The 13,155-nt window shown below is 36.1% G+C and carries 12 protein-coding genes; 7 read left to right on the top strand and 5 right to left on the bottom strand.

The features are described 5' to 3' along the window. Nucleotides 1–155 precede the first annotated feature (155 nt). The 5 genes from HHU12_RS07755 to HHU12_RS07735 all read left to right on the top strand — a co-directional run bounded on the left by HHU12_RS07755 (nt 156) and on the right by HHU12_RS07735 (nt 2,589). Nucleotides 156–350, top strand: coding sequence for a hypothetical protein (locus HHU12_RS07755; RefSeq protein ID WP_169656175.1), 195 nt, complete (start codon nt 156–158; stop codon nt 348–350). A gap of 42 nt (nt 351–392) precedes the next feature. Beyond that, complete coding sequence (locus HHU12_RS07750; RefSeq protein WP_169656174.1) at nt 393–1,181, top strand: hypothetical protein; 789 nt, start codon at nt 393–395, stop codon at nt 1,179–1,181. A gap of 35 nt (nt 1,182–1,216) precedes the next feature. Next, on the top strand, nt 1,217–1,510 hold the full coding sequence (locus HHU12_RS07745; RefSeq protein WP_169656173.1) for a hypothetical protein: 294 nt from the start codon (nt 1,217–1,219) through the stop codon (nt 1,508–1,510). 126 nt (nt 1,511–1,636) lie between these two features. Then, nucleotides 1,637–2,341, top strand: coding sequence for a hypothetical protein (locus tag HHU12_RS07740; protein WP_169656172.1), 705 nt, complete (start codon nt 1,637–1,639; stop codon nt 2,339–2,341). A 35-nt stretch (nt 2,342–2,376) separates the two neighbouring features. Continuing rightward, nucleotides 2,377–2,589: a hypothetical protein gene (locus HHU12_RS07735; RefSeq protein WP_169656171.1), complete on the top strand. Its 213-nt coding sequence runs from the start codon at nt 2,377–2,379 to the stop codon at nt 2,587–2,589. Between the two features lie 141 nt (nt 2,590–2,730). On the opposite strand, the gene HHU12_RS07730 is transcribed toward HHU12_RS07735, so the two are convergent. The 3 genes from HHU12_RS07730 to HHU12_RS07720 form a co-directional block, all read right to left on the bottom strand. Then, nucleotides 2,731–5,040: an FdhF/YdeP family oxidoreductase gene (locus HHU12_RS07730; protein ID WP_169656170.1), complete on the bottom strand. Its 2,310-nt coding sequence runs from the start codon at nt 5,038–5,040 to the stop codon at nt 2,731–2,733. A gap of 355 nt (nt 5,041–5,395) precedes the next feature. Further along, the gene (locus tag HHU12_RS07725; protein ID WP_169656169.1) at nt 5,396–6,214 is read right to left on the bottom strand and encodes an alpha/beta hydrolase; all 819 of its coding nucleotides are present in this window, start codon (nt 6,212–6,214) and stop codon (nt 5,396–5,398) included. Then, entirely contained in the window at nt 6,207–7,328 is a 1,122-nt protein-coding gene (locus HHU12_RS07720; protein ID WP_169656168.1) for a Zn-dependent alcohol dehydrogenase, read from the bottom strand. The genes HHU12_RS07725 and HHU12_RS07720 overlap by 8 nt, the downstream gene beginning before the upstream one ends. A 419-nt stretch (nt 7,329–7,747) precedes the next feature. On the opposite strand from HHU12_RS07720, the gene HHU12_RS07715 reads away from it, so the two are divergent. Next, on the top strand, nt 7,748–8,590 hold the full coding sequence (locus HHU12_RS07715) for an AraC family transcriptional regulator (protein ID WP_169656167.1): 843 nt from the start codon (nt 7,748–7,750) through the stop codon (nt 8,588–8,590). A gap of 69 nt (nt 8,591–8,659) precedes the next feature. Here the strand turns inward: HHU12_RS07715 and HHU12_RS07710 are convergent, their stop codons facing one another. Beyond that, on the bottom strand, nt 8,660–10,579 hold the full coding sequence (locus HHU12_RS07710; protein ID WP_169656166.1) for an arylsulfatase: 1,920 nt from the start codon (nt 10,577–10,579) through the stop codon (nt 8,660–8,662). 410 nt (nt 10,580–10,989) lie between these two features. On the opposite strand from HHU12_RS07710, the gene HHU12_RS07705 reads away from it, so the two are divergent. Next, the gene (locus HHU12_RS07705) at nt 10,990–12,606 is read left to right on the top strand and encodes a calcineurin-like phosphoesterase family protein (RefSeq protein WP_169656165.1); all 1,617 of its coding nucleotides are present in this window, start codon (nt 10,990–10,992) and stop codon (nt 12,604–12,606) included. Nucleotides 12,607–12,688: 82 nt separating this feature from the next. Here HHU12_RS07705 and HHU12_RS07700 read toward each other — a convergent pair whose 3' ends face one another. Continuing rightward, a complete protein-coding gene (locus tag HHU12_RS07700; protein WP_169656164.1) occupies nt 12,689–12,979 on the bottom strand; it encodes a hypothetical protein in 291 nt (96 codons plus the stop codon). Nucleotides 12,980–13,155: the final 176 nt, after the last annotated feature.

Below are 13,155 nucleotides of genomic sequence, written 5' to 3'. Positions count from 1 at the left end.
GTACGCACGGTTCTGTGAGAGGGATAAATATGGGATAGACGTAGACTTATTCCATATTTACCCTACTTGATTACACCCTTTATGGCGAGTTGATTAACTTTATCAGAGAACAGAATATCCCTTTGATTGATCCTTCGAAATTTAAGATCAAGGGTATGGATTTTCTCTTTTTACCTGAAAAAGGCGGTAAAAGCGCTTTGGAGGCAGCGAAGTTGGCGAAAAAAATGATCCGTAATGTATTAAGAAATGAGCTAGGGAGAGAAGCAGCAGGAGAGGTGTTAAAAAATGGGGAGTTTAGAATATGGTTTATGAATGATATAGGAGAAATAAAAAAATTAACTTTAATATAAAACAGTAATATGAATACTTTGATGATTGGATTTACAGGGATCATGAAAACGGCTACTAATGTGCCAAATTTAAAAAAAATTATTGACTCCCTGATTAATAACTCTTTTTATAGTGATTGGAAAACAATGGAGCTTACTATTAAACGAAAAACTGATGATGAGATTCATTCAGAAGAAGGGGTAGCTTTTGATTTAAAAAGAGTACATGAGCATTTTTTTACTGATCTAGATGCTTACCGAGATATAGATATGTATGGTGAAGGAGAAAATAGATTTGGAATTTCTATATTCGAGCCTAAACAAGGTAATAGAAATGTCCAATTTGGTGCAAGCTTCGAGTTAGAAGAACAATATTTGAAGGGTAAAAAGGTCAATCAGTTTGCAGATATGGTCAAAGGTAAATTATCAGCAGTCGTCTATCCTATTTCTTTTTCAGCTTCAGTAGAATATGAGGAAAAAGACGATCCAGACTATGGAACAGACCAATATGATTTTGAAAGTAAGTATGATATTCCACAAACTGGACTTTCCTATGGTACAGTATATTGGCAGTATTTAACAGGACAATTGAAATTCCAAGATGATTACAGTGTTGAGGTATTGGAGAATGCCCCTGCTTTTAAGAAAAGGCACCTCCAAAAAAGGATAGATGGACAACCCTACCATATTTTCGACTATCAGATTTATGACAATCCTTTCGAAAAGACCAAGGAAGAAAATCTAGAGATGATGCGGAAATTCTTTGGTTATATTAGGGCAGAGCGTATAAAGCTGAGGAAGGCAGGTTATGAAGGTCCAGAAGGAAAAGACCGTTTTGTACCTAGGTACTAATAGTGTATGATTGGAAACAGGTTTGTCAGAGAAGGATGAACCTGTTTTTTTACACCCTTTATGGCGAGTTGATTAACTTTATCAGAGAGCAGAATATTCCTTTGATTGATCCTTCGAAATTTAAGGTCAAGGGTATGGATTTTCTTTTTTTACCCGAAGCAGGTGGTAAAAGTGCTTTGGGAGCGGCGAAGTTGGCGAAGAAACAAATAATTAAAGTTTTAAGAAACGAATTTGGTGAAGCAAGGGTAGATAAGTTATTGGAAAACGGAGAGTTTAGAGTCTGGTATATGGACGAAGGAGGTAAAATTAATAAACTAATGTTAATTTAAAATAGAACAATGAATACTTTGAGTGTTGGATTTACAGGGATTATGAAAACGGCTACAAACGTTCCGCATTTAAAAAAAATTATAGATTCCTTGATTAATAATCCTTTTTATACTAATTGGAAAACTATGGAGCTAACTATTGAACGAAAAACCGATGATGAAATTCTTTCAGAGGAAGGATTAGCTTTTGATCTAAAGAGAATACACCAACATTTTTTTACTGATCTTGATGCTTATCGTGTAGTATCAATATATGGTGAAGGATCTAACAGGTTAGTATTTTCTATACTTGAGCCCAAACAAGGTAATAGAAATGTTCAATTGGGGGCAAGCTTCAAGTTAGAAGAACAATATTTAAAAGGCAATAAAGCCAATAAGTTTGCAGATATGGTCAAAGGTAAATTATCTGCGGTCATCTATCCTATTTCTTTTTTAGCTTCAGTAGAATATGAGGAAAAAGACGACCCTAACTATGGAACAGATCAATATGATTTTGAAAGTAAGTATGATATTCCTCAAACAGGACTTTCCTATGGAACAGTCTATTGGCAATATTTAACAGGACAACTAGAGTTTCAAGATGATTATACTATAGAGATGTTGGAGAATGCCCCTGCTTTTAAGAAAAGGCATCTCCAAAAAAGGATAGATGGGCAACCTTACCATATTTTCGACTATCAGATTTACGACAATCCTTTCGAGAAGACCAAGGAAGAAAATCTAGAGATGATGCGAAAATTCTTTGGTTATATCAGAGAAGAAGATGGGAAGTTGCAAGATCAGGACTATGATGGTCCAGAAGGAAAAGATCGTTTTGTACCTAGGTACTAATAGTGTATGATTGGAAACAGGTTTGTCAGAGAAGGATGAACCTGTTTTTTTACACCCTTTATGGCGAGTTGATTAACTTTATCAGAGAACAGAATATTCCTTTGATTGATCCTTCGAAATTTAAGGTCAAGGGTACGGATTTTTTTTTTTTACCTGAAAAAGGCGGTAAAAGTGCTTTGGGTGTGGCGGAGTTTGTTTTGGTGCATAAGTTCAAGGGTAGTAGGAGTTGGGTGGTCCGTGCACCATAGTTAAAACTATGGGCAGGTGATACTGTAACCTTATCAAGACTGAAGTCTTGAAGGTTAAAAAAAACGGAGTCAACACTTCAGTGTTGGTGGAGTCGGTATCACCTGCCCATGACTTGAGTCATGGTGCACGGTATTTTGCCATTAATTCTTTTTCAAAATACTCACCCTCACAGATTTACTAATAGGAGTATTACTCAATGTAGCAAATTGATCATTAGGAATTAAAACGTTCGCCTCTGGGAAATAAGAGGCAAGATTGCCTTCAGGAATATCATATGGGACAATGATAAAGTTTTCTGCCTTTCGTTCCACACCATTATATTCACTGATTAAATCCACTACTTCATTCGCTTTTAACCCTAATTTTTCAATATCATTCTGGTGAATTAATACCACTCTTCTTTCATTATAAATGCCTCTATAGCGGTCATCCAAACCATAAATTGTGGTGTTGTACTGATCATGAGAACGGATCGTCATCATCAAGAATTCGTTTTCTTTTAAATCATGATCGGGAAGCTGATTAATCGAAAACTTGGCCACACCTCCGGGGAGTTTTGAGAAGTCCCCTTTTCTAGCATGATTGGGTAGATCAAAACCCGCTTTTTTACTCCTTTCAGTGTAGTCCTTAAAACCGTCAAAGACCTCCGCAATTTTACTTCTGGTAAAATCATAATCTGTCCCAAGGCGGTTCCATGGAATAGAAAAATCATCTTTAAAATAACTTTTGGCAATACGGCTGACAATTTCAGGCTCACTCATTAAATGCTCAGATGCAGGATCTATTCTACCCAAAGAACGGTGCACTCTGCCCATACTATTTTCTACGGTTACAAACCTTGATTGACCGTCTGATTCGTCTTTCTCAGTACGTCCCAGTGTAGGTAATATCAAAGAAGTTTTTCCTGTGATAAGATGAGTTCTGTTGAGTTTTGTACTTACAGAAACGGTTAGCTCACAGTTTTGAAGGGCCTTTGCAGTGTAATTTGTATCAGAAGCAGCAGAAAGAAAATTGCCTCCCAATGCCATAAATACTTTTGCCTCTCCTTCATACATGCTTTTTATACAATGTACCACGTCCAATCCTTCTTTTGTTGGTGGTTTGAAATTGAAAGTTCTTTCAAAAGAAGCATTTAATTTAGGGGAAACGTGATGTGTGATACCTACGGTTCTGTCACCTTGAACATTACTGTGGCCTCTCACCGGGCAAGTACCGCCACCTTTTATACCAATACTCCCTTTTAATAATAGAAGATTAACACACTCACGGATATTATCAACACCATTTTTATGTTGTGTTAAACCCATTGCCCAGCAAATAATCACTTTTTTCCTTTCAGCCAATAACTTTACAATCGGTTCAACTTCATCTAGGGAAAGTCCCGTTTGCGTGATCAAATCATTTTTTGAATAGCTGTCAAGATCTTTCAATAGTTCACCTGCTCCGTTGGTATTGGCTTTTATGAAATCCCAATCAATCACACCCGCTTCTTCTCTGTCTAGTTCAACCAAACGTTTCATGATGTATTTTAATAGTGCTACATCTTGATTGATTTTTACCTGAAGATAATGATCTGAAATTGCTGCTCCATTTCCTACAATTCCCTTTACCTCTTGTGGGTTTTTAAAGCGTACTAAGGCAGCTTCTTTTAAAGGATTTATACTCACAACTTTACCACCTTGTTGTCTGCATTTTTCTAATGCCGTTAGCATTCGGGGATGATTTGTACCGGGGTTTTGACCGATAACCATAACTACATCCGCATATTGAAAATCTTCTAAAGTAACGCTGCCTTTGCCAATTCCTAAAGTTTGGAAAAGGCCTGCTCCACTAGATTCATGGCACATATTGGAACAGTCGGGCATATTATTGGTGCCTAATTTTCTTGCAAAAAGACCATATAAAAATGCCGCTTCATTACTTGACCTTCCTGAAGTATAAAATACCGCTTGATTTGGGTCATCCAAGAGATGCAAATGATGTCCAATTAATTCAAAAGCTTCATCCCATTCAATAGGAACGTAATGGGAAGTGCCTTTTCTTAAGACCATAGGGTGGGTGATTCTACCGCTTTTCCCAATTTTAAAATCAGACCACTCGCTCATTTCTTTTACAGAATACTGCTCAAAAAAAGCGGGTGTTACTCTTTTGTTGGTGGCTTCTTCCGCAATGGCTTTCACACCATTTTCACAGAATTCGCCTAAGTTGGATCTTTTATCAGGATCAGGCCATGCACAACCCGGACAATCTATTCCTTCTTTTTGATTTAATTTTGAGAGCGTTGCAATCGATTTTGCCAATCCCATTTCCTTCATGGCATGCTCCAAAGCAATTTTTACGGCAGGTACTCCGGCGGCATATTGTGATGGAGCGGTCAATTTTAAGCCCGTAAAATCAACAGGACCAATTGCTTCTTCAATGGTTTGGAGTTTGTTATTCTTGGTTTCCATTTGAGTGTTGTGAGTGTAATAGAGGGTGTTTGAAAAAGTCCATGAAGGTGTTTTTATAGACCTTTCTGATAGTCAGTATTACGAAATAAATGGACACTTTAACCTGCCGTTTAAACAAAATAGGATTAGATAAACAGCTTTTAGAAATCGGGAGATTTCTTTTGATCCTAAGGCACGGATGACGCTGACGCTTAACATCCGCGCCAGTGGTTCTGATCCCGCCCTCTAGCGCAAATGTTAAGCGAAGCGTTATTTGTGTTTAAAAGATCATAAGAAGTCTCTGACTTCTAGTTTAAAAACATCTCATTTCTTTTGTCTTAATACTAGATCTTTAAAGTAATCAAAAATGTAAAGACTAGCTACTTATTGACTGTTTTTCGATTTTATCAAAAAACAAAAGTGTATCTTCTAAGTGTTCGTACCAGTATTCCCATTGATGTCCTCCTTCAAATTCCTCATACACATGCTCAATATTATTTTCATTGAGTTGTTGATGCAATACTCTGTTGAAAGTGATCAACTCGTCTGTATTTCCACAATCAAAACGGAAAGGAGGTAAGGTTGCTTTATGCTGAAGAACAGCGGTTAAAACATCTTCATCTTCACGTTTATCCTGAGCATAGTTGTCCAGCTTTTCTTCCACAAATAATTCCATTTGCTGAATTTCAGTGATCGAACTATGTCCACTTACACCATCATACTGTGCACTATATTTTGCTCCGATTCTCAATGCTCCAAAACCTCCCATAGAAAGCCCTGAAATAAATAAAGGAGAGGCTTTACTGGTTTGAGGAATATTTTCTCGTACAGCTTGAGGCACATCTTCGGCAATCCATTTTTCAAAACTGTAACCGTGATGATCATTGTAAGCAGAACCATCACCCCATAAACCATCTGACGGCATGGCTAAAATCACAGGTTTTATTTTACCTTCTTTGATTAAGCGGTTGGCAGTAACATGAGCACCACCCATCATACACCAGATCCAGGCACTTCCATATACACCATGAAGCAATGTGACGATAGGCAAATCTTTATGATCGCCTTCAGGCACAAAAACACATATATCGCCTCTTCCTTTGAGGTTGTTCGTTTTTACTGTGATAAAACGAAGTCCATCCATTTCAAATTTTGGGTTGGACAATTCTGTAGTTCTAAATTTTGATTTACTCATGATCGAAAATAATTACACCTTTTGCGTTTCTACCACTTAACATATCCTCAAATGCTTGCTCTAAACTTTCCAACGGATAAGTTCTTGTCACCATTTCATCAAGCATCAAATCACCTTTCTTATAAAGGTTGACAAGCTTAGGGAAGTCTACCTCAGGACGGCATTTTCCATAAAGAGGATTGATATAGATTTTATCCCATTCAAAAAGACTCATATCTATTAAAACTTCCTGCTCAATGCCACTCACCTGTACGGCAGTACCAGCATTACGAATCATCGCTAAAGGAGCCGCTCCCAAAGCAGGTATCGCTGTACATTCAAAAGCATAATCAGCACCTCTTCCACCTGTCATTTCTTTGACTTTCTGTGCTGCTTTCAATAATCCTTTATCTTCTTTATCCGCCAAAATGGTGTGTGTGGCACCAAACTGTAATGCCATTTGTAAACGCTCCATATTGATATCAATAGCAATAATCTTTTCTGCACCAGAAAGTTTTGCTCCTTGAATGGCATTAAGTCCTACACCTCCAGTTCCTAAAACCACGGCTGTATCACCGGCAGAAATATCAGTGGCATTCACCACAGAACCGTAACCTGTCATCACACCACAGCTGATCAAACTTGCAGAAGCCATAGGAATATCCTTGTCCATTTTTACACAAGCCGATTCTTTCACCAAAGTATATTCTGAAAATGTTCCTAGGTTAAATGACCTTTCAATAGGTTTTCCATTCCATAGGTTACCTTCCAAGTGAGAATGTCCTGGCGTATGTCCGTTTCCTCCAGCGACAACAGGGGAGTTGGTATCGCAGATATGTTGATTTCCATCTTGACACTGATTGCATTTCATACAAGGAGTAGCCCAGTTTAAAATAACGGAATCTCCCTCTTTAAATTTTGTGATGTTGGCACCGGTTTTAACCACTATTCCGGCTCCTTCATGCCCCAAAATAATGTCTTTGCCCCAATTCAATGAATCATGATCTGTATGACAAAGTGAAGCGGCTAAAACTTTCACCACAACTTCATCTTCCAGTGGTTCTCCTATTTCAATAGTTTCAATCGTAAATGTTCCTTGTCCATGACCTATAGCGGCCTTGCATTGTATTCCCATAGTGTAATAAAAGTTTGTGGAGTTGAGATAAGTACTAGGTCAGAAGAAAACAAATAAATATCGTGCACCATGACTTGAAGTCATGGGCTTATGGGAAGCTGTTCCATTTTTCAACTTTCATTATAAACTTGATATGTCTCAAAGATTTAAAGGTTTTTACCCATTAAAATGCGGATAAGTCAAATATTATAATCAAAAGTTGATCAATGAGTTGTCTTCCCAAAAGCCCATAATTTCAATTATGGGTCTACGAAACACTAGTTTTCATTTATCACAGTACTTTTATTTGTGTGTTGGAAGCAAATCTCTTTTGTTTTAGGTGGAATCTGATTCTCTATTTTGATTAAAAAGTTATCTATTTTGTATTTTATATGTCAAATGTGTTATTTTGATGATTAAAATACATCACTTTTTAATCTATGAAGACTTTTTTAGAGAAGGTAGTCACCCAAGACACCTCAAATATCAGAGCATTTAAATATTCACAGAAAGAGTTTAATACACCTTGGCACGTTCATCCAGAATATGAACTGACATTTATTTTGAATAGTGTGGGCAACCGCTATGTGGGAAACAATATCTCAGACTATCAACCGGGGGAATTGGTATTGCTTGGGCCTAATTTACCACATTGTTGGAAGAATGATTTAGAGAGTGATGAAAGAGCGGAATCATTAGTTTTACAATGGCCCAAAGAGGTGATTACTCCTTTGATGGGTTTTGATGAGATCAAGTCCGTTTTTAATAAGGTAGAAAGAGGTGTTCTTTTCCATCAACCTGAAAAAATTAAAGCGGAGGAGAAAATCAATAAAATCATTCAGTCCAATGGCATCGAAAGGTATCTTCATTTTGTGGACTTATTGAAAGATCTAGTACAATTAAATCAAAGAGAATTTTTGGCAGGGGCCTCTTATGCTTATGATGAATCGAGTGCCACCAATGATCGAATTGAAAGGGTACAGAACTTTATTTCAGATCATTATGATAGAAAAATTAAACTTGCTGAAATCGCCCAAGAACTTAATATGACAGAACAGTCTTTTTCTAGGTTTTTCAGCAAAGCAATGCAACGTCCTTTCTTTGTTTTTCTGAATGAATATAGAATCAATAGAGTGAGTCGTTTGCTGTTAGAAACGGATATGCAAGTGGCCGAAATTGGTTATCGATGCGGTTATGAAAGTCTGCCGTTTTTCTATCAGCAGTTTAAAAAATTCAAGAATTACAGTCCTTTGGAATTTAGGAAATTATATAAGAAAATTTAAATCCTTTATGTGATAAGGGCGTTTCTTAAAGTGACTTCGAAAGCCCTTATCACATAAAGCTTTTAGTTCTTATTCATCTTTCACTCTTTCCAATTGCAAGGCGATGATCTTGGCATTCTCTGGGTTTTTATTGCCAGTGACTTCATTCAACTTAAGATAAATCTTTGAGTCATTTTTCTTCAATTGAAGTGATCCTAAGTTTGACCTTTTGATTGTTTTCCTAAAAGTTGATTTCAAATCAAAATTTTCCCAATACGCACTTTCTCCTTCTATTAAAGTCCCAAAGTTTTTTCCTCCATTATCTTCTAAACTGGTTACTGATGTGGATGCATTATTGGTGGATAAAGAAAAGGAGTAATCTTGGAAGCCTTCAATTTCATGGACTAAGAAAACATTGTAAGTACCTTCAGTATGAACTTTAATATCATAAGTCGCTTGATCGTCTTTTGCAGACCAATTTTCTATATTATGGTTATTGTTTTTCAGATTTTGAGATATTGCTGAGGGTCCACAAGTATAAATCTGTGTTGAGGTTCTTCCTTTAAAACCGATTTGGAAAACAGGCATATTATAAGACTTAGAAGCAAGTACATCGTCATACCATTTTTCCAATTCTTCTTCCAAAGGTTTTGCAATTTCAGGTTTCTCGCCTATTAGATTTTTCGTTTCTCTGGGGTCTGAAATTACATGATAGAGTTCTTTTTTACTTTGGTCTTGATTGTGGATAAATTTCCATTCTCCCTTTCTGAACGCCAATCCTTGATTTTCAAAAATGAAACTCTCTTTAAATTGAGGGGTTAAAGGCTCACTAGGAGTACTCATATTTTTATCCGCTTTATCAGTTCCAATATTGCCTTTAGGGCTATGACTAGCAAAAACTAATTCACTGTCAGGAACTTCCTTTTTATCAAAAATCGGTGAAAAATCAATACCATCTAATTGCAGAGAATCAGGTAAAGGAAGGTGACACATTGCGACTAAACTAGGAAAAAGATCTTCAATCTTAGTTAGTCTATCAATGTGTGTTGATTTCAGTTGGTTGCCAAATTTGATAAATAAAGGTGACTTCACACCATTCTCCCAGTTCGTTCCCTTATTCCCTCTAAAAGCAGATGGGTTTCTCAATTTCCATTCTTCTTCTGTTAGTCCAAAACGGTAACTTTTTGTCCATGGACCATTGTCACTAAGAAAAACAATGATCGTATTATCTGCTAAACCTTGTTCTTCTACAGTTTGCATAACACGCCCTATATTTTCATCAAGGTTGTCAATCATACCATACAGAAGTGACATTGGTTCAGATAATCCTTTTTCCAAGTACTTATCTACATTTTCTTGAGGAGCTCTCCATGGATTATGTGGTGCCAAATGAGAAATATAAGCAAAGAAAGGCAAATCTTTATTTGATTTAATAAACGAAATGGCCATATCAGTGAGAGCATCCGTGGTATATCCATTCGTATTCACTTCTTTCCCATTTAACAGTCCAGTATTATCAAAATAATTATATAGACAGCTATAATAGGCTTCATCAAAACCTCTGTCCCATGGCAAATAACCATCCGTTTTACCACTATGCCATTTCCCCCACATGCCTGTTTTATAACCATTCGATTGGAATACTTGAGAAATTACGGTTTCATCTAAATTCATATAATCCCTACCACTATGTACTGATGTGACGCCCGTCTTCAAAAAGTTTCTACCGGTTAACAGTGCGGCTCTTGATGGTGCACAAACCGATTGCAAATAAAAATTATCAAACTGTACGGAAGCTTCACCCAAAGCGTCGATATTCGGCGTTTCAATTATCGAATTTCCATGAAGGCTTAAATCATCAAACCCTAAATCATCAACCTGTATAAGGATAACATTAGGTGGTTTATTTTCTGATTCTGTTGAACAGGAGAAGCACAAAAGTGAACTTAGGAAAGGGAACAGAAAATAAAGGTACTTTTTTGTTGTCGTTAATTTATAGTCTCGAAACATAATATATCTCTTAGGTTTTAAATATTTAAAAAATTAATAAGTGAGTTTTTAGAGCGATATATAATTGAAATTTAAAGTTGCTTGTTTCATTTCAATCAGAGTATTACAAAAATATTTTATTTATTGACAGTTTTCTAATCCAAGCATGTTAAAATATATTATTACATTATTGAAAACGAGAAGCTAAAGACGGTAATGAGAGTCTATCATTTTTATCTGCAATTTAAAAAGTAAAACAATTACAGCCCTTTGGAATTTAGGAAATTATATAAGAAGATTTAGTCTGATAACACCGATAATTGTCTATCTTTATACCATTAAATAAGACTCGATTTTTCACGAGTAATGATTAGCAAGTAGCAGATTGTGTTTTAATCTAAATAAATTTTGACAATTAACTTAAACAAACAATGAGACATTTTTTTGTATTACTACCGTTATTATTCTGGCTTCATACCGAAGCATTTTCCAAAAAACTACCCACCAAAGTCAGCGGATATGTATTTGAAGATATTAATCAAAATGGCTTATTAGATAAAGGCGAACCGCTTGTAGAAGGAGTGGCGGTTTCGAATGGTTTAGAAGTGGTATTGACCAACGAGAAAGGTTTTTATGAACTGCCCCTTCAACCGAAACAAACCATTTTTGTAAGTAAACCAAGTGGCTATGAATTAAGAAAGAACAGCTATCATACCATGGCTGATTTTTTACATTTCTACCCTGAACCCACTTCCGAATCGTATGCTCCAACTGTTGCACAAAATGCGGAAGTACCTGCACAATTGAATTTCCCTTTAAGAAAAATTGAAGAGCCTAAAACTTTTACAATGGCAATGCTTGGTGATATTCAAGCTCGCTATCAACATCAGGTCAATTATGCTCATGAAGTAGCAGAGGAATTATATCAATATCCTAATTTGAAAGGGGCTGTAATGTTAGGAGATATGGGAGATGATAATGCCATGATTTTTCCAGCTTTAAATGAGCTTTTTAAACAATTTACAACTACTGTTTATCCGGTGGCAGGGAACCATGATAGAAACTATGATATTGAAGATTTGACGGAAGATTTTAGTGGCTTTAAAAAGTATTATGGACCAGATCAGTATTCTTTTAATATTGGTGATGTACATTTTATTGCCATCAATAATGTAACGACTATCAAAGGTATTCAATACAAAGATTTTATTCCTAAAAACAGAATGGAATGGATCAAAAATGATTTAGCTACAGTGCCGAAAGAAAAACTAATCGTCTTTTTACAACATATTCCATTAGGACATATGATGCAGGAAAGTAGAGACGAACTGATGGAAGTAATCAAAGATTTCCCTCATGTAAAATCGTTTTCAGGTCATCTTCACTCCATGACACATTTGTATTTGCCTTATGGCGAAGATAAAGTCCTACACGATGTAGTAACAGGTGCAGTCTGTGGATTATGGTGGGGCGGAGAGTTGGATCTTGACGGCATCCCGAATGGTGTAATGGGATGTGGTTCTCCAAAAGGGTATTACTTAGCCCATTTCAATGGTACTAAAGTCAATATGGAGTATAAAGCATCGGGTAAACCCAAAGAAAAGCAAATGAAAATTTGGGTGTATCAACCATTGAATGCAAAAAAAGATCCAACGATACATATTCCAGAGGGACTGACAGAAAACAACTTCTTAGCGAATATTTGGGCAGGATCGATTCATACAGAAGCTTATGCTCAAATAGATGGTGGGGAATGGCAAAAATTGGAGCGAAGAGACAAAATAGTGGATCCAACAGCGAGAAGAATTTATTTGAGAGATTCATTAAAAATTTCCAATCAAAAATCTCACCTTGGACCTGGCTATCCTAAGAATATTCCATCACATATTTGGGTAGGGGAATTTCCAGAAGGTTTTGAAGATGGCAGTCATATTATCAAAGTAAAAGCGGTTGATCCTTCAGGAATGGAATTTAAAGGTCATCGAATTTTTACGAAAGGTAATTTTGATGGTGATTATGAAGAAGTGGATTGGTATAATATCCATTAATCTTCATCCTCAGCCCACGACTTAAGTCGTGGGCTGAGGATGCATTGTGGCTCACGGGAACCATAAAAAACACCGGTTCTTATTATTCAAAATAAAGCTTGAATGCGAGGTCATATAAAATATAAGCTCCAACAAGACTAGCTATCAAATTAAACATCAATAACCCTACACTTTCAGAATTCTTACCTCGAAATCCGTGATAAGCAGAAATAAGGCATAGATTGAAAGTTAAAAAAATAGGTAATACAAGTAAACCATAACCCCAAGTTCCACCTCTTGCAATGATAATTTTCAGTGTCATTGGAATGTAATAAAGATTTAGAAGTAAGATTAAAATCGATGTCCCTTTGTTTGCTTTTGATATAACGCTCATGATAATACTGTTTAGTTGAATGTAATTAAGCTGATATAGCTCAAATTTCAAAAAACACCTTCTTTATTTCTGTTTTTTACCTTAAAAATTATCAATTCAACATAATAATGATAAAATACATAACTAATTAACGAAAAAACAGAAAGATTCCCCCGATTCAACTCCATTACTTTGTG

The organism is Flammeovirga aprica JL-4 (assembly GCF_012844305.1).
Lineage (GTDB): Bacteria > Bacteroidota > Bacteroidia > Cytophagales > Flammeovirgaceae > Flammeovirga > Flammeovirga aprica.
The sequence above is the reverse complement of the archived record's forward strand: the minus strand, read 5'-3'. Positions and strand labels throughout refer to the sequence as shown.